17 protein-coding genes and 1 pseudogene are annotated in these 18,634 nt (G+C 63.5%); 7 read left to right on the top strand and 11 right to left on the bottom strand.

Annotated features, from left to right (window positions below):
* Positions 1-56: 56 nt before the first annotated feature.
* From AC07SU_RS05580 to AC07SU_RS05530, 11 genes are all read right to left on the bottom strand, one after another.
* Positions 57-1,451, bottom strand: coding sequence for an FAD/NAD(P)-binding protein (locus AC07SU_RS05580; protein WP_494996459.1), 1,395 nt, complete (start codon positions 1,449-1,451; stop codon positions 57-59).
* A gap of 12 nt (positions 1,452-1,463) precedes the next feature.
* A complete protein-coding gene (locus tag AC07SU_RS05575) occupies positions 1,464-2,231 on the bottom strand; it encodes an ABC transporter ATP-binding protein (protein WP_494996458.1) in 768 nt (255 codons plus the stop codon).
* Between the two features lie 3 nt (positions 2,232-2,234).
* Positions 2,235-3,575: an ABC transporter substrate-binding protein gene (locus tag AC07SU_RS05570; protein ID WP_494996457.1), complete on the bottom strand. Its 1,341-nt coding sequence runs from the start codon at positions 3,573-3,575 to the stop codon at positions 2,235-2,237.
* A gap of 19 nt (positions 3,576-3,594) precedes the next feature.
* Positions 3,595-4,644, bottom strand: coding sequence for a branched-chain amino acid ABC transporter permease (locus AC07SU_RS05565; RefSeq protein ID WP_494996456.1), 1,050 nt, complete (start codon positions 4,642-4,644; stop codon positions 3,595-3,597).
* Between the two features lie 4 nt (positions 4,645-4,648).
* On the bottom strand, positions 4,649-5,530 hold the full coding sequence (locus AC07SU_RS05560) for a branched-chain amino acid ABC transporter permease (protein ID WP_048728678.1): 882 nt from the start codon (positions 5,528-5,530) through the stop codon (positions 4,649-4,651).
* The gene (locus tag AC07SU_RS05555; RefSeq protein ID WP_494996455.1) at positions 5,527-6,300 is read right to left on the bottom strand and encodes an ABC transporter ATP-binding protein; all 774 of its coding nucleotides are present in this window, start codon (positions 6,298-6,300) and stop codon (positions 5,527-5,529) included. Before AC07SU_RS05555 ends, AC07SU_RS05560 begins: the two co-directional genes overlap by 4 nt.
* Complete coding sequence (locus AC07SU_RS05550) at positions 6,297-7,199, bottom strand: AMP-binding protein (RefSeq protein ID WP_494996454.1); 903 nt, start codon at positions 7,197-7,199, stop codon at positions 6,297-6,299. Before AC07SU_RS05550 ends, AC07SU_RS05555 begins: the two co-directional genes overlap by 4 nt.
* Positions 7,200-7,379: 180 nt before the next feature.
* Entirely contained in the window at positions 7,380-8,759 is a 1,380-nt protein-coding gene (locus AC07SU_RS05545; protein WP_494996453.1) for an LLM class flavin-dependent oxidoreductase, read from the bottom strand.
* On the bottom strand, positions 8,759-9,085 hold the full coding sequence (locus AC07SU_RS05540) for an acyl-CoA dehydrogenase (protein ID WP_494996452.1): 327 nt from the start codon (positions 9,083-9,085) through the stop codon (positions 8,759-8,761). Before AC07SU_RS05540 ends, AC07SU_RS05545 begins: the two co-directional genes overlap by 1 nt.
* Before the next feature lie 9 nt (positions 9,086-9,094).
* Positions 9,095-10,291 carry an SfnB family sulfur acquisition oxidoreductase gene (locus AC07SU_RS05535; RefSeq protein WP_494996451.1) on the bottom strand — a complete coding sequence of 399 codons (1,197 nt, stop codon included), beginning with the start codon at positions 10,289-10,291 and terminating at the stop codon, positions 9,095-9,097.
* Positions 10,292-10,445: 154 nt separating this feature from the next.
* Positions 10,446-11,009, bottom strand: coding sequence for a helix-turn-helix domain-containing protein (locus tag AC07SU_RS05530; RefSeq protein ID WP_176998834.1), 564 nt, complete (start codon positions 11,007-11,009; stop codon positions 10,446-10,448).
* Between the two features lie 92 nt (positions 11,010-11,101).
* Between AC07SU_RS05530 and AC07SU_RS05525 the strand changes: the two genes are divergently transcribed.
* The 7 genes and pseudogenes from AC07SU_RS05525 to AC07SU_RS05495 form a co-directional block, all read left to right on the top strand.
* Entirely contained in the window at positions 11,102-12,031 is a 930-nt protein-coding gene (locus AC07SU_RS05525; RefSeq protein WP_494996450.1) for a DMT family transporter, read from the top strand.
* A gap of 569 nt (positions 12,032-12,600) precedes the next feature.
* A complete protein-coding gene (locus tag AC07SU_RS05520) occupies positions 12,601-15,522 on the top strand; it encodes a monovalent cation/H+ antiporter subunit A (protein WP_494996449.1) in 2,922 nt (973 codons plus the stop codon).
* Positions 15,522-15,866, top strand: a complete 345-nt coding sequence (locus AC07SU_RS05515; RefSeq protein WP_003192163.1) for a Na+/H+ antiporter subunit C — start codon at positions 15,522-15,524, stop codon at positions 15,864-15,866. The genes AC07SU_RS05520 and AC07SU_RS05515 overlap by 1 nt, the downstream gene beginning before the upstream one ends.
* Positions 15,863-17,545 carry a monovalent cation/H+ antiporter subunit D gene (locus AC07SU_RS05510; protein WP_178921244.1) on the top strand — a complete coding sequence of 561 codons (1,683 nt, stop codon included), beginning with the start codon at positions 15,863-15,865 and terminating at the stop codon, positions 17,543-17,545. Before AC07SU_RS05515 ends, AC07SU_RS05510 begins: the two co-directional genes overlap by 4 nt.
* Complete coding sequence (locus tag AC07SU_RS05505; RefSeq protein ID WP_457408101.1) at positions 17,542-18,030, top strand: Na+/H+ antiporter subunit E; 489 nt, start codon at positions 17,542-17,544, stop codon at positions 18,028-18,030. Before AC07SU_RS05510 ends, AC07SU_RS05505 begins: the two co-directional genes overlap by 4 nt.
* Positions 18,027-18,305, top strand: a complete 279-nt coding sequence (locus tag AC07SU_RS05500) for a K+/H+ antiporter subunit F (protein ID WP_005789171.1) — start codon at positions 18,027-18,029, stop codon at positions 18,303-18,305. Before AC07SU_RS05505 ends, AC07SU_RS05500 begins: the two co-directional genes overlap by 4 nt.
* Positions 18,302-18,634, top strand: a pseudogene (locus AC07SU_RS05495) (Na+/H+ antiporter subunit G); the annotation flags it as partial. The gene AC07SU_RS05500 and the pseudogene AC07SU_RS05495, both read left to right, overlap by 4 nt.

Here is an 18,634-nt window from a genome sequence, read left to right as displayed (position 1 = left end):
CAGTTAATGCGATAGTGACTGACCCAGCGCTATCGCAGGCAAGCCAGCTCCCACATTTAGAGTTGTGTCAGCCTTGCGGCCAGGGCTTTGGCTTGCAGCGCCACATCGGTGACCGCCGTGCTTTCCCACCACAGGCCACGCAGCGGTGGGCCCATGGCGAACAAGCGCTGGCTGACCTGCCCCTGCGCATCCACCACAGCACCTGACTTATCCGCCGCGATCCCCAACGCCAATGGCCCTGGCTTGATCAGCCCACGCTTGAGCAACTGCTGCGGCAACGGCCGGGCCACGCGACGCCAGTCGTATTCGATGCCGCTGGAGTTGATCAACGCCGCGCCCGACACCTGGGTCACAGCTTGCTCGCCCCGATAGCGCAAGCGAATGGTCACGCCACTGGCCGACACTTCCAGCCCTTTGTACGACGCCGCCTGAATGCGCAGGCGCCCTTCCCCATGCAAGCGCGCCACCAGTTGCGCGCTCAACGGCGGCGAACGGTGGTGATGGCTTTCCCACCACGGCCGCACATGGCGCACGAACTGGCGTTTTTCAGGTTCGCTGGCCTGGCTCCACAAGCGAGCGATATGCGCCCGCACCGTGTCCAACGGCGCTTGCCAATCGATGCCCTGGGCCATCGCGATGCGGCACTGGCGGCGCACCTCGCGCAGCAATTGCAGCGGGCTGCGCAGGCGGTGATCTTCGGCGAGAAAATCCACCCAGCTCGGCGGTTGCCGGCGCACGTGGGGCAGTAGCCCATGACGCGAGAACACCTCGATCGGCCCACGGTGCCCGGCCTGCTCCAACGAGACCACGGCGTCCACCATGGTCAGCCCCGAACCGATGATCAGCACCGGCGCCTGCGGGTCGATCTGGCGCATGGCCTTGACGTCCCAGGGGTCAACCGACGCCGCGTTCAAGCCGCTTGACTCGGTTTGTGGCGTGCGCGCCGCCGGGAACATCCCGGTGGCCAACACGGCATAGTTGCCGCGCAATTGCTGGCCGTTGTCCAGCGTCAGCAACGTAGAGGCTTGATCCACTTGCAGGTCGACCACTTCCCCGCGCACATGCTCGACCGTCGACGCCGACAGCGCCCTGGCCTCGCTCAGGCGTTGCTGCGCGTACAAGCCGAAAATCCCGCGTGGCGGGAACAGTTCACAGATGGGCACGTGCTGCTGGTCCGACTCCGGCCAGCCACCGGCGCCGATGTAGTCGGTGAGCCATTGGGTCAGGTCGTCGGCATTGTCCGGGTCAACGCTCATGCGCGCCGCATTGCCGTTCAGGGTGTGACCCAGCTCGACGGCGCTGTAGGCCTCGCCACGGCCGAGTTCGGCACGCGGCTCGATCACCAGGATCTGGCGTTGGCCGGGCAGGCGCAGCAGTTGCACCGCCAGCATCGTGCCGCTCAGCCCGCCGCCGATGATCAGGACATCAGCGTTGCGGATGGATTCAGTCATGCAAATTCGCCCTTACTGTTTACCCAGATAAATGGTGTGCAAATCGCCCCGCGCCAGCAGTTCGGCCGCGCTGCCACTCAAGGCCACCCGCCCAGTATCCAGCACGTAGCCATGGGTCGCATAGGTGAGCGCGACGTTGATGTTCTGTTCGGCGATCAAAAAGCTCACCTGCTGCTCGCGATTGAGCTGCGCGATGATCTCGAAAATCTCCTGCACAATCATAGGCGCCAACCCCATGGACGGCTCGTCGAGCAGTACCAACGTCGGGCGCGTCATCAAGGCTCGGCCAATGGCGACCATCTGTTGCTCGCCACCGGAGGTCAGCCCGGCCCGGGTGTGGCGCTTGGTCTTGAGCCGGGGGAACCAGCTGTAAATGCGCTCCAGGTCCTGCTCCATGGCCTTGCGGCTCAGGCGCCGCACAAAGCCGCCGCTGCGCAGGTTGTCTTCCACGGTGAGTTGGCCGAATACATGGCGGCCTTCCAACACGTGGACCATGCCCTGGCGCACGCGCTGGCTGGGATCGATGCCGGCGAGGTCGGTGCCGGCGTATTCGATGGAACCTCGGCTGACCTCGGCCCGCTCGGCGCGTACCAGCCCCGAGATCGCCTTGAGCGTGGTGCTCTTGCCCGCGCCATTGGCCCCCAGCACCGCGACAATCGCGCCCTTGGGCACCTGCAGCGACACCCCGGCCACCGCGAGGATCGCGCCGTCGTAGATCACTTCGATATCGTTGACCGTCAGCAGCGACGGGCTCCCAGGCTCAATGGCGGGCTGGCTCATGGCTTATTCATCCCCGGTACAGGTGCGCGGCGTCAGGCCTTTTTCCTTGGCGAACGCGGCGGACTTTTCATCAATCAGCGGGCGCAGCAACGCGCGGTCGGCGGCGATCCAGTCGCTGATCAGCGTCCAGTTGGCGCCGTCCCACTGTTGCACCCGCGCTGAACCACCGCCTTCGTGGTCGCGGCACGACAGCTTGAGGTTCTGCATCAGGCCGAAGTAGCCCATGGCCTTGAGACGTGCGTCGTCGATATTCAAGTGTTCCAGACCCCAACGGCCTTCTTCGCCGTTGAGCGGGCGCTTGCCGAACTTGGCCTGGGCGGTGCGGATCGCTTCCACCGCCACGGCCGCGTTCACCAGGCCGGAGTTGTAGTAGACGCTGCCGAAGTTTTTCAGGTCCTTGAGGTCGCTGTGGCCCTTGTCGAGGATGTATTGCTTGAGGCGCTTGTGGATCTCGAAGTCGGCACCGGCCGGGTACGGCGTGAGTGCCAGGTAGCCTTTGGCGGCGGCGCCTGCGGGCAATACGTCTTCGCTGGAACTGGCCCAGATATCGCCGATGATGTGGTCCACCGGGAAGCCGAAACGCGCCGCGGTCTTCACCGCCACCGGGGTGGACACGCCCCAGGTGCGCAGGAACACCCAGTCCGGATTGGCCTGGCGTACCTGGCGCCATTGTGCGGACTGCTCGTTGCCCGGGTCGGCCACCGGAATCTGGATGTTCTCGAAACCGTATTTCTCGGCCAGTAATTTCAGCGGGCCGAGGGTTTCACGACCGTAGGCCGAGTCGTGGTAGACCGTGGCGATCTTCTTGCCCTTGAGCTTGTCGAAACCGCCCTCGCGCTGGGCGATGTAGTTCACCAGCGTCGAGGCCTCGCTGTAGAAGGTCAGCATCACCGGGAAGTTGTAGGGGAACACCGTGCCGTCGGTGGCTTCGGTGCGGCCATAGCCGAGGGTGATCAGCGGGATCTTGTCCACTTCGGCCCGCTCACTCAAGGCATAGGCAGCCGGGGCACCGTTGGGTTGGTACACCGCGACCGGCGCGCCATCCAGGCCATTCTTGAAGCGCTCATAGCACTCGATGCCCTTCTCTGCCGTCCACTCGGTCTCGCATTCCTGCCACACCAGTTTCACGCCGTTGATGCCGCCTTCGACTTCGTTGATGTAGCGCAGGTAGTCGATCATGCCGGCCCACACCTGCACACCGCTTGAGGCGTAGGCGCCGACGCGGTAGGTGGCCAGGGGAATGAATTGCTGGTCGGCCGACGCCACGGCCTGGGGCACAGCGCCGGCCAATGCCGCCAGCGCAAAGGCCGCGCCGACCAGGGATCGTTTCAAGGATGCACGCATGGAAGATTCTCTTAGGATGTTAGAAACGCAGCGGCCACTGCCGCACACGGTCACGCAGGTTGTGCAACAGGCGAATCAAGCCCTCGGGTTCCCTAATCAGGAACACGATGATCAACACGCCAAAAATGATTTTCTGCAGGTTCTGCAACTGTCCCGCGTCCACCGAACCGCCGAACAGCGCCTGCCCGGCATGGCTGAGAAAGATCGGCAGCAAACTGATGAAGGCCGCGCCGACAAAGTTGCCAGCGATGCTGCCCATGCCGCCGATAATGATGATGAACAGGATCTGGAACGACCGGTTGATATCAAAGCTGCTGGCGCTGGCCGTGCCCAGGTAGGCAAAGGCCCACAGCGCGCCGGCGATACCCAGGTAGAACGAGCTGACCGCAAACGCCAGGCGCTTGTAGCGCGCGACCGGAATGCCGACCACGGCGGCGGCGGTGTCCATGTCGCGAATCGCCATCCAGTTGCGCCCCACCTGGCTGCGCACCAGGTTGACGGCGGTCCACGTCAGCACCAGCACGGTGACCAGGGTCAGCAGGTAGCGGCCCAGCGGCGTGTTGAGGTCCTGGCCGAACAACGAGAGTTTCGGTGCGGAAATGGTGCCCGACGAGCCGTAGTTGTAGAACCAGGGGAATTTGACGAACAGCCACTCCAGGAAAAATTGTGCGGCCAGGGTGGTGACCATCAAGTAGAAGCCCTTGATGCGCGAGCTGGGCAAGCCGAACAACAGCCCGACCAGCGCACTGATGATCCCGCCACCGAGCAGCGCCAGCGGCAAGCCCAGCTCCGGCAGGCGCAGCAAGAACCCGTAGGTGGCAAACGCGCCGACCGCCATGAAGCCGGCAGCGCCCACTGAGGTTTGCCCGGTGTAGCCGGTCAGCAGGTTCAGCCCCAACCCAGCCAGGGACAACACCAGGAACGGGATGAGGATCGCATTGAGCCAATAGTCATTGCCCCACAACGGCACCACGGCAAACGCCAGCACCAATAGGCCAATCAGGCTCCAGGGCACGCGCCGCTGGATCAGCAGCAACGGCGCGGTTTCTTGAACAACAGGGATCGACATGGTTTCAGACTCGCTCGATAGCACGCTCGCCGAACAGGCCAGCGGGACGGATGTACAGGAAGGCCAGGGCCAGCACGTAGGCGAACCACGGCGTGATGCCGCCACCGATCAGCGGGCCGATGTACACCTCGGCGAGGTTCTCCGCCGCACCGACGATCAACCCGCCGACAATCGCCCCGCCAATCGAGGTGAAACCGCCGATGATCAGCACCGGCAAGGCCTTGAGCACCACCAGCGACAACGAAAACTGCACGCCCTGGCGCGCGCCCCAGAGCAAACCGGCCACCAGCCCGACGATGCCAGCCACGGCCCAGACGATCTGCCAGATGCGGTTGAGGTTGATGCCGATGGACAGCGCCGCCGTGGTGTCATCCGCCACAGCGCGCAGCGACACACCGATGCGGGTCTTGTTGAACAGCAGCGCCAGTACCGTCACCAGCACCACGGCAGCGGCGGCCGCAATCAGGTCGAACTGGCTGAGCATCAGCGGGCCGACAAACAACGGCACATCGTCGATGCCCAGGTCCAGGGCGCGTACCTGCGAGCCCATCAAGCCCTGGGCGAGGCCTTCGATGATGAACGACAGACCGAGCGTGGCCATGAACAAGGTGATCTGCGAGCGGTTCACCAACGGCCGCAACACCAGGCGCTCGATCAGCAAGGCGCCGACGATCATCACGATCACGGTCAGCAGCAACGCCAGGGCAAACGGCACACCTTGATCATGCAGGCTGACAAAGGTCAGGGCCGCGAACAGCAGCATCGAGCCCTGGGCAAAATTGAACACGCCGCTGGCCTTGTAGATCAGCACAAAGCCGATGGCGACCAGCGAGTACATAGTGCCCGCGAGCAAGCCGCCGAGCAGGGTTTCAAAGAAGAAGGTCATGGGTGCACCGCCCCCAGGTAAGCTGCGATCACCTCGGGGTTGGCCTGGACGTCGGCGGGCGTGCCGTCGCCGACCTTGCGCCCGTAGTCGAGCACCACCACGTGGTCGGACATGCCCATCACCACGCCCATGTCGTGTTCGATCAACACCACGGTGGTGCCGAGGTCGCGGTTCACGTCGGCGACGAAACGCGCCATTTCCTGTTTCTCTTCGGCATTCATCCCGGCCATCGGCTCATCCAGCAGCAACAGGCTGGGCCCGGCGATCAGCGCCCGGCCCAACTCCACACGTTTTTGCAGGCCGTAAGACAGGTTGCCCACCAGCACGTCGCGGTGGGCTTGCAGTTCAAGGAATTCGAGGATGCCCTGGGCGCGCAGGCGGAAGGCTTCGGCCTCACGACGTGCGCGAGGCAGGCCCAGGGCCTGTTCGATGAAGGTGCTGCGCGTATGCCGCGACAGGCCAGTGAGAATGTTGTCGATCACGCTCATCTTCTTGAACAGCGCGTTGTTCTGGAACGTGCGGCCGATGCCCCGGCGCGCTGCACCCAGCGGGTCGATGCGGTGGAAGCGCTGGTCTTCGAACACGATCTGGCCAGCGTCAAAGCGGTACACGCCGTTGAGCACATTGAGCAGCGAGCTTTTGCCCGCGCCGTTGGGCCCGATCAGCGCGCAGATTTCCCCGCGTGCGACCTCGAAGGACAAGGCATTAATCGCCTTGACCCCTTTGAACGACAGCGAGATATCCCGCACCTGGAGGATGGCTTGGCTCATGCGATGTCCCGTTTGAATTCGGCCAGCCAGGCGGGCTCGGGGGTGGTTTTGAGGGGTTGCCAGATATAGGCCAGGCGCTGGAAACCAAGCAGCTTGCGCACGCGGTTTTTCAGCAGCCGGCGCAGGCCGCTTTGCGGGTGGGCGATGGCCCAGTCGCACAGGCGCCGGCGCCAGGTGCCGTGGGGGGCCAGGCGGTGTTCGATTTCATCGGCCAGGTGCTGCAAGCGCGCGGCAGACAACAGCAGGCCAGTGGGGGCGACTTCGCGGCGATCGCGTTGCGCCGAGGCCAGGCTCTCCGGGAACGCCAGGCCGTGACCGCTGTTGAGCCATTGCTCCAGCAACACCGCCAGGCCGCCCTGCCAATGGGTACCCTCCTCGCTCCACAACGCGGTTTCACCGGTGGGTTGCCACCAGCGGGCGAGGTGCTGGGCAGGGTCCACCGGGCCCAGCAGTTGGGCGAAATCCAGCAGGTTGGCAGACTGCCAATGCTTTATCTGCTGGCGGTTTTGGGTGAAAGAATGGGTGGGGTGAATGCGCCACAGGTGCTGTTGCAGCGCATCGGGTTCCAGGTTGTCCGCCAGGGTCAGCACCTGCCCGCCGATGGATTGGGCGGCCAGGGCCAACAGCAACAGGTTGGGTTCGAACGCACCGCTCAGGGCCAGGCGCGATTGCTCGCCGAAACCCTGCTGGCGCAAGCCATCGGCCAGGCGCTCGACATCGCGCAGAGCGTCGATCCAGCGCCAGGCGTACCACTGGCCCTGGCGCTTATGGCGCAGGGCCGTGTGCAACGGCGTGATCTGCGCCCAGTGGTGCAATTGTTCCAGGGCCTTGGGCAGGTGGCCGAGCAGTTCTGCGGGCCATTCCAGCACCAGCGGCCGTTTGAGTTCGTGCACGCTCATAGGGAGTACTCCTATTTAGGGTTAAGCGTGCGGTGGTCCGCTGGCTAAAATCGATCAAACAATGAAGATCAACTGTAGGAGCCGGCTTGCCGGCGATGGCGGACTGTCAGTTAATGCATTTCTGCCTGACCCACCGCTATCGCCGGCAAGCCGGCTCCTACATTGGTTGGGGTGTTTCAGTTAGATTGAGTGGGCCTTGAGGTCGCGGTAGCCGGCGCCGGGGTGGTTCGCGCCCAGCCGGGCACCGTCGCCAAACAGCTTTTCGCGCAAGGTGCCCTGGGCGTACTCGGTCTTGTACACGCCACGCTTCTGCAACTCCGGCACCAGCAAGTCCACGGCGTCGATGAAGGTCTCGTGGGTCAGCGCGTAGGCCAGGTTGAAGCCGTCCACGTCAGTGTCTTCCACCCACTCCTGCAACAGGTCCGCCACGGTCTCAGGGCCGCCCACGAACAGCGGGCCAAAGCCGCCGATGCCGACCCAATCGGCCAGTTCGTTCGGCGTCCAGACCTTGTTCGGGTCCGCCGTGGAGAAGGCTTCCACCGCCGATTGAATGGCGTTGGTGTGCACATGTTTGAGCGGCTCGTCGGGCTTGAACTGGCTGAAGTCGATGCCGGTCCAGCCGGAGATCAGCGCCATCGCGCCTTCGTAGCTGACGTAGGATTTGTATTCCTCGAACTTGGCCTTGGCCTTGGCGTCGGTCTCGCCAACGATCACCGTCTGCAGGTTGAAGATCAGGATTTTCTTCGGATCACGCCCGGCCTCGGCCGCGCGGCGGCGGATGTCGGCGACAGTCTTTTTCAGCAGCACCTTGGACGGCGCGGCAACGAACACGCATTCGGCCTGTTCGGCCGCGAACTGCTTGCCACGGCTGGACGCCCCGGCCTGGTAGAGCACCGGCGTGCGCTGGGGCGATGGCTCGCACAGGTGGATGCCAGGCACCTGGAAGTGTTTGCCGACATGGCGGATCTCATGGATCTTGCTCGGGTCGCTGAAAATCTGCCGTTCGCGGTCACGCAACACCGCGCCCTCCTCCCAGCTGCCTTCCCAGAGTTTGTAGCAAACCTCCAGATACTCCTCGGCGTAGTCGTAGCGCGCGTCGTGTTCGGTCTGGGCTTTCTGGCCAAGGTTCTTGGCGCCGCTTTCCAGGTAAGACGTGACGATATTCCAGCCGATGCGGCCCTTGGTCAGGTGATCGAGGGTCGAGAGACGACGTGCAAACGGGTACGGATGTTCGAACGACAGCGAAGCGGTCAGGCCGAAGCCCAAGTGCTCGGTGACCAGCGCCATCGGCGCGATCAGCGACAGCGGGTCATTGACCGGCACCTGCGCCGCCTGGCGAATCGCCGCGTCGCCATTGCCGTTGTACACGTCGTAGATGCCGAGCACGTCGGCGATGAACAGGCCGTCAAACTTGCCGCGCTCGAGGATCTTGGCCAGGTCGGTCCAGTATTCCAGGTCCTTGTACTGCCACGAGCGATCACGGGGGTGCGCCCACAGGCCGGGGGATTGGTGGCCGACGCAGTTCATGTCGAAGGCATTCAAGCGAATTTCACGGGCCATTAAAGCACTCCGTTGAGGTGGTAGTTGCCGACGATCTGGTATTTGGCACGCAGGGGATCATCAAGGGTCGACGGCAGTTCGGTGCGTTGGCCGGTCAATTCGAATTCGGCGTTGCTCGCGGCGATGAGCGCCTCGGCGGCAGCGATCTGCGCTTCGGTCGCGGCGACAGGGCTAGGGTGGGTTTCGGCGCGTTCCAGCAACGCGGCGGCCACGTCGACGCGGATCTGCAAATCGCCAAAACGGCTGATCACGTAGGGGTCGTCGCTTTTTTCAACGTGGCGGCGGGTGCTGTCCAGCAACTGGCGCGCAAGGTTCAATGCGGTCATAGGTAGTCCTCAGTTCCAGGCATGGCGCGCAGGCTTCACGCCGTTAAGCACGAAGTTGCCGATCAGGTGGTATTTCCAGCGCGCTGGGTCGTGCAGGGTGTGGGTGCGGGCGTTGCGCCAGAAACGGTCGAGGTTATGTTTGCCGGTCACCGAGCGCGTGCCGGCCAGCTCGAAGAGTTTGCTGCTGGCGAGCAACGCGGTTTCGGCCGACAGCACCTTGGCCTGGGCGACCACTAACGAGGCATGCGCCACGCTGTCTTCGCTCGGCTCGGCGAGGGCGCGGTCTACGGCCAGGCCGGCTTTGGCGAGGATGGCTTCGGTGCCATGTACGCGCCATTGCAGGTCGCCGATGGCGGCAATGGTGAACGGGTCTTGCCAACCGTGATCCTGTTGGCTGTCTATCCAGGGCCGCGCCTGGCGGGCGTAGAGCTTGGCGTGTTCGAGGGCACCGACGGCGATGCCGGTATCCACCGCTGCCTGGATAATCTGTGAAATCGGGCCGTTGGCCGTCGGCTGATCGAAGGCCAGGTGGGCCGGTATCACCGCGCTGCGCGGCACCGTGACACCGTCGAGGGTTACGCCGCCGCTGGCGGTGGTGCGCTGACCGAAGCCGTCCCAGCTGTCGATCACGTTCAAGCCCTGGGCGTCGCGCTCGACAAAGGCAATGAAGGCCTGGCCGTGTTCATTGTTGCCGACCGTGGGCACCAAATGAGCGAACAGCGCGCCGGTGCAGTAGAACTTCTCGCCATTGATTTGCGCGGTGTCGCCGTGGAAGCGGATCTGCGTGTCAAAGGTGCCAGCGTTTTTGCTCTTGGCCTCGGAGAAGGCGTTACCGAAGCGATAGCCTTGCAGGACTTTGCCGAAGTAATACTGCTTTTGTTCCTCCGTGGCCGTTTGCAGCAGGATGTCCACCACGCCCAGGTGGTTCTGCGGAATCTGCCCCAGAGAGGGGTCGGCAGCGGAGATCAACTTGATCACCTCGGCCACCGTCACATAGGACACCTCGGCGCCGCCGTAGGCCTTGGGAATAGTGATGCCCCACAAGCCGCTGGCAGAGAACTCATCAAGCTCGGCCACCGGCAGGCGCCGCTCGCGGTCGCGCACGCTGGCGTCGACGGCAAAACGTGCGGCCAGCCGCTTGGCGACCTCGATGGCTTCCGCGTCCGAGCGGATGATATGGGCAGGGTGTTGAGGGTGGGCTGACATGGGCCGACTCCAGGCTCCGATGGGATATCGGAGGGATTGCAGGAGTCGTGCCTGAATTTAATACCCAATAAAATCAGCCAGTTGCTGGCTAATCAGGTGTTGGGGTGGCGTTTCAAACCAGCAAAGTGTCCATCCACTGTTGCCGGGCGAACAGTTAGATCACCACGTTGCGCACAAACCGCACCGGCACGTCGCCGTCGTTGCGATAGCCATGCACGTGACGGCTGGCGAACATGTAGAACTCACCGGCGGCGACGCGCTTGTCTTCCTCGCCCACCAACAAGGTGAGGCAGCCTTCGAACACAAACAATTGCACGCTCCAGCCATCCGGATCGGGATCTGGGCTGTAGCGATCGCCCGGCTCCAGCTGCATCTCCCACAACTCAACCTCGCGCCGCGCCGTGGCCTTGGCCAGCAACACCGCCTTGCTGCCTGGAATTTCACCGGCCCAGGCCAGCTCGTTGATGCGGCTGTGGTCGGGGGCGTCCGGCGCCTGGATCAGGTCGCTGAATGCCACGTCCAGCGCTTCGGCCACACGGTCGAGGGTGGACAGGCTGACGTTCTTCTCCCCCGCCTCGATGGCCACCAGCATGCGCCGGCTGACCCCGGACTTTTCCGAAAGCGCGGTCTGGCTCAAGTCGGCGGCATGGCGCAGGCGACGAACGTTCTGGCTGACGTGCTGCAGGACCGAGGCCCGTTGTGGATTTTCTTTGTGCACTATATTGCTCAATGGGTGGGTGTGCGCAGTATACTGCCCAGCGTGCGGCGCATTGTGCGGTCCGTGCCTTTCCCTTGCAAGACCGAGCCGCCATGACCACCCCGAACGCCTCACCCCGTTTCAACCGTTTCAGTAAAGCCGAATGCATCCTGGTGGTGATCACCATGATCTGGGGCGGCACGTTTTTGCTGGTGCAGCACGCGATGACCGTCAGCGGCCCGATGTTTTTCGTGGGCCTGCGATTTGCCGCGGCCGCCATCGTGGTGGGCTTCTTTTCCTTGCGCACCCTGCGCGACCTGACCTTGTTCGAATTGAAGGCCGGTGTATTTATCGGCGTGGCTATCATGTTTGGCTACGGGCTGCAGACCATCGGTTTGCAGACGATCCTCAGCAGCCAGTCGGCGTTTATCACCGCTTTATATGTGCCATTCGTACCGTTGCTGCAATGGTTGGTGCTGGGTCGTCGCCCGGGCTTGATGCCGAGCATTGGCATCATGCTGGCGTTTACCGGCTTGATGCTGCTGACCGGGCCGGCGGGCGCATCGCTGAATTTCAGCCCGGGCGAAATCGCCACGCTGATCGGCGCGGTGGCGATTGCCGCTGAAATCATCCTGATCGGCGCCTTTGCCGGCCAAGTGGACGTGCGCCGGGTGACCGTGGTGCAACTCGCCACCGCCTCGGTGCTGTCCTTCATGATGGTGGTGCCGATGGGCGAAGCGCTGCCGGGGTTCTCATGGTTGCTGCTGTTCAGCGCAGTGGGGTTGGGCCTGACCAGCGCGGTGATCCAGGTCGCAATGAACTGGGCGCAGCAAAGCGTTTCGCCGACACGCGCCACGTTGATCTATGCCGGTGAGCCCGTGTGGGCAGGCGTGGTTGGGCGAATTGCCGGTGAGCGCTTCCCGCCGATTGCAATGCTGGGGGCAGCGTTGATTGTGGCGGCGGTGATTGTGAGCGAGATGAAGACCAAGGGGCAGAGGGCGGCAGAGCGAGAGGATGCGTTGGAGCAGGAACGAATAGGTTGATGCCCACCGACCACCCCGGCTTTTGATCTGCTTTGCTTTTGATCTTGATCCAAGGCGCCCCGTCAACCACGCTGGCCGAATGCAGGCTTGAATCCGTGGCTAACCCGGCAGGACGCCGGGTTAGCCGTCCTGGGCCAAGGATGGCCCATGACGGCGGCCCACGGATTCAAGCCGGAGAGAGGGTACACCGAGCCTAGGCGAGGTGCCGAGTGGTGGGGCGAGGACCTTTTGGTTACTTTTGGGTCCTTCCAAAAGTGACCCGCTGTAAGAGCGGAACCATAAGTGGCCGTTACCGCAGGAACGGATATGTACACAGACATACCGCTATCGCAGGCAAGCCAGCTCCCACATTTGACTGATTTACACCTGATAGAACCGGGTTGGCTGGATGGCCGCCATCGCGGGCAAGCCCGGCTCCCACAGGGATCGCATTTCAATATTGACGCCGGTGCAACAGTGCCAAGTAGGCATTTTCGGCCTACCTTGTAGGATCCTGCCACATGTTGCCGTTTGGTGATCGTGAAAGCGGCACGTATGATGCATCCCAAACTCCCGCAGATTAGAAGCCTATGTCCCTGATAGTTCTACTGCTTCTGCCGTTCATTGGCAGCTGTCTGGCGGCCATGCTGCCGCACAATGCACGTAACACCGAATCCCTGTTGGCCGGCCTTGTGGCCCTGGTCGGCACCATTCAAGTCGCCCTGCTCTACCCCCAGATCGCCCACGGTGGCGTGATCCGCGAAGAATTCATGTGGTTGCCCAGCCTCGGGCTGAACTTCGTGTTGCGCATGGACGGGTTTGCCTGGCTGTTCTCGATGCTGGTGCTCGGCATCGGCACGCTGGTGTCGCTGTATGCGCGCTACTACATGTCGCCGGACGACCCGGTGCCGCGTTTCTTCGCGTTTTTCCTGGCGTTCATGGGCGCCATGCTTGGCCTGGTGATTTCCGGCAACCTGATCCAGATCGTGTTCTTCTGGGAACTGACCAGCCTGTTCTCGTTCCTGCTGATCGGCTACTGGCACCACCGCGCCGATGCACGGCGTGGCGCCTATATGGCGTTGATGGTCACCGGCGCGGGCGGCTTGTGCCTGCTGGCGGGCGTGATGCTGCTGGGGCATATCGTTGGCAGCTATGACCTGGACCAGGTGCTGGCGGCGGGCGATCAGATTCGCGCACATTCGCTGTACCCGGTGATGCTGGCCCTGGTGTTGATCGGCGCGTTGAGCAAAAGCGCGCAGTTCCCCTTCCACTTCTGGCTGCCCCACGCGATGGCGGCCCCCACGCCGGTGTCGGCGTACCTGCATTCGGCGACGATGGTGAAGGCCGGCGTGTTCCTGCTGGCCCGCCTGTGGCCGTCGCTGTCCGGCAGCGAAGAATGGTTCTACATCGTCGGCGGTGCCGGCGCGCTCACCCTGCTCCTCGGCGCTTACTGCGCCATCTTCCAGAACGACCTCAAGGGCCTGCTGGCCTATTCCACCATCAGCCACCTCGGCTTGATCACCTTGCTGCTGGGCCTCAACAGCCCGCTGGCTGCCGTCGCGGCGGTATTCCACATCCTCAATCACGCCACCTTCAAGGCTTCGTTGTTCATGGCCGCAGGCATCATTGACCATGAAAGCGGCACCCGGGATATCCGCAAGCTCAGCGGCCTGGTCCGGCTGATCCCGTTCACCGCCACGCTGGCGATGGTTGCCAGTGCGTCCATGGCCGGGGTGCCGTTGCTCAACGGTTTCCTGTCCAAAGAGATGTTCTTCGCCGAGACCGTGTTTATCTCCTCGACCGCCTGGGTGGAGTTCGCCCTGCCGGTGATCGCCACCATCGCGGGCACGTTCAGCGTGGTGTATGCCCTGCGCTTTACCGTCGATGTGTTCTTCGGCCCCACCGCCACCAACCTGCCCCACACGCCGCACGAACCGCCACGCTGGATGCGCGCGCCGGTTGAACTGCTGGTGTTCACCTGCCTGCTGGTGGGGATCTTCCCGGCCCAGGTGGTGGGCTCGATCCTCGCCGCTGCGGCCTTGCCGGTGGTCGGCGGGGTGCTGCCGGACTACAGCCTGGCGATCTGGCACGGCTGGAATGCGCCGATGATCATGAGCCTGGTGGCCATGAGTTGCGGCGTGGTGCTGTACCTGGTGCTGCGCAAGCAACTCAAGCGCGGCCGCTTCAAATACCCGCCGATCATCAGCTACTTCAACGGCAAGCGCATGTTCGAGCGTTGCCTGGTGGTGATGATGCGCGGCGTGCGCAAGATCGAGAAACGCATCAGCACCAAGCGCCTGCAGACCCAGCTGTTCCTGCTGGTGCTGGTGGCGGTGGTCGGCGGCATGATCCCGATGCTCAACAGCGGCCTCAGCTGGGGCGACCGCCCGAAAATCCCGGGCTCCATCGTGTTCGTCACCCTGTGGCTGCTGGCAATCGCCTGTGCCCTCGGCGCCGCCTGGCAAGCCAAGTACCACCGGCTGGCAGCCCTGACCATGGTCAGCGTGTGCGGCATGATGACCTGCGTGACCTTCGTGTGGTTCTCGGCGCCGGACCTGGCGCTGACCCAATTAGTGGTGGAAGTGGTCACTACTGTGCTGATCCTGCTCGGCCTGCGCTGGCTACCACGGCGGATCGAAGAGGTCTCGCCACTGCCCAGCTCCTTGCGCAAGGCACGCATCCGCCGCCTGCGCGACTTCCTGCTGTCCACCGTGGTCGGTGGCGGCATGGCGTTGCTGTCCTACGCGATGCTGACGCGCCAGACCCCCAACGACATTTCTTCGTTCTACTTAAGCCGCGCCCTGCCCGAAGGCGGCGGCAGCAATGTGGTGAACGTGATGCTGGTGGACTTCCGGGGCTTCGACACCCTCGGCGAAATCACCGTGCTCGGCGCCGTGGCGCTGACGGTCTATGCGCTGCTACGACGATTCCGTCCATCCAAAGAGAGCATGGAGTTGCCGCCACAACAGCGTCAGCTGGCACCGGACGTGGCCACCGACCTGGTCAACCCGCGCCAGGCCAGCGACACCGCGCTGGGCTTCATGATGGTGCCAGCGGTGCTGGTGCGCCTGCTGCTGCCGATTGCGCTGGTGGTGTCGTTCTACCTGTTCATGCGCGGCCACAACCAACCGGGCGGCGGGTTTGTCGCCGGCCTTGTGATGTCGGTGGCGTTCATCCTGCAATACATGGTCGCCGGCACGCAGTGGGTCGAGGCGCAGATGAGCCTGCGGCCGATGCGCTGGATGGGCTTCGGCCTGCTGTCTGCAACCCTCACCGGGCTCGGCGCGTTGTTGGCAGGTTACCCGTTCCTCACCACCCACACCTGGCATTTCAGCCTGCCGCTGCTGGGTGATATCCATATCGCCAGCGCGCTGTTCTTCGACGTCGGCGTGTACGCGATGGTGGTCGGCTCGACGCTGTTGATGCTCACCGCCCTCGGCCACCAGTCGGTGCGCGCGCACAAACCGAGCAACCAGGCCAAAGCCGTGGCCGCCACAGAAGGAGCCGCCTGATGGAAGAAGTCATCGCAATTGCCATTGGGGTCCTGGCGGCCTCCGGCGTGTGGTTGATCCTGCGCCCACGGACCTTCCAGGTGGTGATGGGCCTGTGCCTGTTGTCGTATGGGGTGAACCTGTTCATCTTCAGCATGGGCAGCCTGTTCATCGGCAAGGAGCCGATCATCAAGGACGGCGTGCCGCAAGACCTGCTCAACTACACCGACCCCCTGCCCCAGGCGCTGGTGCTCACGGCCATCGTGATCAGCTTCGCCATGACCGCCTTGTTCCTGGTGGTGCTGCTCGCCTCCCGAGGCCTGACCGGCACGGACCATGTGGACGGCCGGGAGCCCAAGGAATGACGTGGATGAATCAACTGATCGTCGCGCCGATCCTGCTGCCGCTGATGACCGCCGCGCTGATGCTGATGCTGGGCGAAAAACGCCGCCCGCTGAAAGCACAGATCAACCTGGTCTCCAGCATCATCGGGCTGGGCATTGCGATCCTGCTGCTGTACTGGACGCAAAAAGGCGGCCCCGGCTCGATTGGCGTGTACCTGCCGGGCAACTGGCAGGTGCCGTTCGGCATCGTGTTGGTGGTGGACCAACTGTCGGCGCTGATGCTGGTGCTCACCGGCATTATCGGCGTGAGCGCGCTGCTGTTCGCCATGGCCCGCTGGGACCGCGCGGGCACCAGCTTCCACGCGTTGTTCCAGGTGCAGATGATGGGCTTGTACGGCGCCTTCCTCACCGCCGACCTGTTCAACCTGTTCGTGTTCTTCGAGGTGCTGCTGGCAGCGTCCTACGGTTTGATGCTGCACGGCTCGGGCCGGGCGCGGGTGTCGGCGGGGCTGCATTACATCGCGATCAACCTGCTGGCGTCGTCGCTGTTCCTGATTGGCGCGGCGATGATCTACGGCGTCACCGGCACGCTGAACTTTGCTGACCTGGCATTGAAAATCCCGTTGGTGCCGGAAGCTGATCGCGGTTTGTTGCACGCAGGGGCGGCGATCCTCGCGACGGCCTTCCTGGCCAAGGCCGGCATGTGGCCGCTGAACTTCTGGCTGGCACCCGCCTATTCTTCGGCGAGTGCGCCGGTGGCGGCGATGTTCGCGATCATGACCAAGGTCGGCGTGTACACCGTGCTGCGCCTGTGGACCCTGCTGTTCTCTGGCCAGGCCGGTGCCTCAGCGCTGTTTGGTGGCGACTGGCTGGTGTACGGCGGCATGGCAACCATCATCTGCGCCGGCTTGGCGATGGTGGCGGCGCAGCGGCTGGAGCGCATGGCCAGCTTGAGCATTCTGGTGTCGGCGGGGATTCTGCTGTCGGCCGTCGGCTTTGCTCAGCCAAGCTTGACCGCTGGCGCGCTGTTTTACCTGGTCAGCTCGACGCTTGCCTTGAGCGCGCTGTTCCTGCTGGCCGAGTTGATCGAGCGTTCGCGCTCGGCCAACGACTTGCCGCTGGATGAAGAAATCGACGCGCTGCCCAAGGCCATGGAGTCCCTGCACCCGCGTCCCGGCGTGAACCTCGACGATGAACAGCAAGCCGTGGTCGGCCAGGTGATTCCCTGGACCATGGCGTTCCTGGGCTTGAGTTTTATCGCCTGTGCCCTGCTGATCATCGGCATGCCGCCGCTGTCCGGGTTTATCGGCAAACTCAGTTTGTTGAGTGCACTGGTCAACCCGCTGGGCCTGGGCGTCAGCATCGATGCGCCGATCCGCCCTGCTGCGTGGGGCCTGGTGGCGCTGTTGATCCTCTCCGGCCTGGCCTCGCTGATCGCCTTCGCGCGCCTGGGCATCCAGCGCTTCTGGACCCCGGAAGAGCGCCCTTCGCCACTGCTGCGGCGCTACGAGTGCGTGCCGATCTTCTTCCTGCTCGGCCTGAGCATCCTGCTGACGTTCAAGGCGGAGCCGCTGATGCGCTACACCCAGGACACCGCCGTCAGCCTGAACAACCCGGAACACTACGTGATGGCAGTGATGGCAACGCGCCCGGTGCCGAGCCCTGAAGCCAAGGCCGCCGCGCTGGAGGTGCAACCATGAAGCGCCTGCTCCCTGCCCCGTGGTTGTCGTTGGCGTTGTGGTTGTTGTGGCTGGTGTTGAACCTGTCCGTGAGCCCGGGCAACCTGTTGCTGGGCGCGGTGCTGGGGTTTCTCGCGCCGCTGATGATGGCGCCGCTGCGACCGTTGCCGATCCGCATTCGCCGCCCCGGGGTGATCATTCGCCTGTTCTTCCTGGTGGGTCGCGATGTGATCGTCTCCAACCTGCAAGTGGCCTGGGGCGTGCTGATGTGCGGCTCGCGCCCGCCACGCTCGCGTTTTATCAAGATCCCGCTGGACCTGCGCGACCCCAACGGCCTGGCTGCACTGTCGATGATCACCACCGTGGTGCCCGGCACCATCTGGTCGGAACTGGCGCTGGACCGCAGCATCCTGCTCTTGCACGTGTTTGATCTTGAGGAGGAAGCGCCCTTTATCGAGCACTTCAAGTCCACTTACGAGCGGCCCCTGATGGAGATCTTCGAATGAGCGCCCTGCTCTCCAATGCGATCCTGTTCAGCCTGTTCCTGTTCTCGCTGGCCATGGTGCTGACGCTGATCCGCCTGTTCAAAGGCCCGTCGGCCCAGGATCGGGTACTGGCACTGGACTACCTGTACATCCTGGCGATGCTGATGATGCTGGTCCTGGGCATTCGGTACGCCAGTGACACCTACTTTGAAGCGGCGCTGCTGATTGCGCTGTTCGGCTTCGTCGGCTCGTTTGCCCTGGCGAAATTCCTGCTGCGTGGCGAGGTGATTGAATGATGACGTTATGGGTGGAAGTGATCGTGGCGGTGCTGCTGGTGCTGAGCAGCGTATTTGCGCTGATTGGCGCGATCGGGCTGCTGCGCATGAAAGACTTTTTCCAGCGTATGCACCCGCCTGCATTGGCTTCGACGCTGGGTGCCTGGTGCGTGGCGTTGGCGTCGATTATCTATTTTTCGGTGCTCAAGTCCGGGCCCGTGTTGCACGGGTGGTTGATCCCGATTTTGTTGTCGATCACGGTGCCGGTGACCACGTTGCTGTTGGCACGCACGGCATTGTTCCGCAAGCGCATGGCCGGTGATGATGTGCCGGCCGAGGTCAGCAGCCGG

It is taken from the genome of Pseudomonas sp. GW821-FHT05H12 (genome assembly GCF_059419385.1).
This window is presented reverse-complemented; position numbering and strand designations above follow the sequence as displayed.

Bases quoted from the DNA above. Each gene is read 5' to 3' on its own strand.
- AC07SU_RS05580 (WP_494996459.1), bottom strand. From the start codon at position 1,451: ATGACTGAATCCATCCGCAACGCTGATGTCCTGATCATCGGCGGCGGG.
- AC07SU_RS05575 (WP_494996458.1), bottom strand. From the start codon at position 2,231: ATGAGCCAGCCCGCCATTGAGCCTGGGAGCCCGTCGCTGCTGACGGTC.
- AC07SU_RS05570 (WP_494996457.1), bottom strand. From the start codon at position 3,575: ATGCGTGCATCCTTGAAACGATCCCTGGTCGGCGCGGCCTTTGCGCTG.
- AC07SU_RS05565 (WP_494996456.1), bottom strand. From the start codon at position 4,644: ATGTCGATCCCTGTTGTTCAAGAAACCGCGCCGTTGCTGCTGATCCAG.
- AC07SU_RS05560 (WP_048728678.1), bottom strand. From the start codon at position 5,530: ATGACCTTCTTCTTTGAAACCCTGCTCGGCGGCTTGCTCGCGGGCACT.
- AC07SU_RS05555 (WP_494996455.1), bottom strand. From the start codon at position 6,300: ATGAGCCAAGCCATCCTCCAGGTGCGGGATATCTCGCTGTCGTTCAAA.
- AC07SU_RS05550 (WP_494996454.1), bottom strand. From the start codon at position 7,199: ATGAGCGTGCACGAACTCAAACGGCCGCTGGTGCTGGAATGGCCCGCA.
- AC07SU_RS05545 (WP_494996453.1), bottom strand. From the start codon at position 8,759: ATGGCCCGTGAAATTCGCTTGAATGCCTTCGACATGAACTGCGTCGGC.
- AC07SU_RS05540 (WP_494996452.1), bottom strand. From the start codon at position 9,085: ATGACCGCATTGAACCTTGCGCGCCAGTTGCTGGACAGCACCCGCCGC.
- AC07SU_RS05535 (WP_494996451.1), bottom strand. From the start codon at position 10,291: ATGTCAGCCCACCCTCAACACCCTGCCCATATCATCCGCTCGGACGCG.
- AC07SU_RS05525 (WP_494996450.1), top strand. From the start codon at position 11,102: ATGACCACCCCGAACGCCTCACCCCGTTTCAACCGTTTCAGTAAAGCC.
- AC07SU_RS05520 (WP_494996449.1), top strand. From the start codon at position 12,601: ATGTCCCTGATAGTTCTACTGCTTCTGCCGTTCATTGGCAGCTGTCTG.
- AC07SU_RS05515 (WP_003192163.1), top strand. From the start codon at position 15,522: ATGGAAGAAGTCATCGCAATTGCCATTGGGGTCCTGGCGGCCTCCGGC.
- AC07SU_RS05510 (WP_178921244.1), top strand. From the start codon at position 15,863: ATGACGTGGATGAATCAACTGATCGTCGCGCCGATCCTGCTGCCGCTG.
- AC07SU_RS05505 (WP_457408101.1), top strand. From the start codon at position 17,542: ATGAAGCGCCTGCTCCCTGCCCCGTGGTTGTCGTTGGCGTTGTGGTTG.
- AC07SU_RS05500 (WP_005789171.1), top strand. From the start codon at position 18,027: ATGAGCGCCCTGCTCTCCAATGCGATCCTGTTCAGCCTGTTCCTGTTC.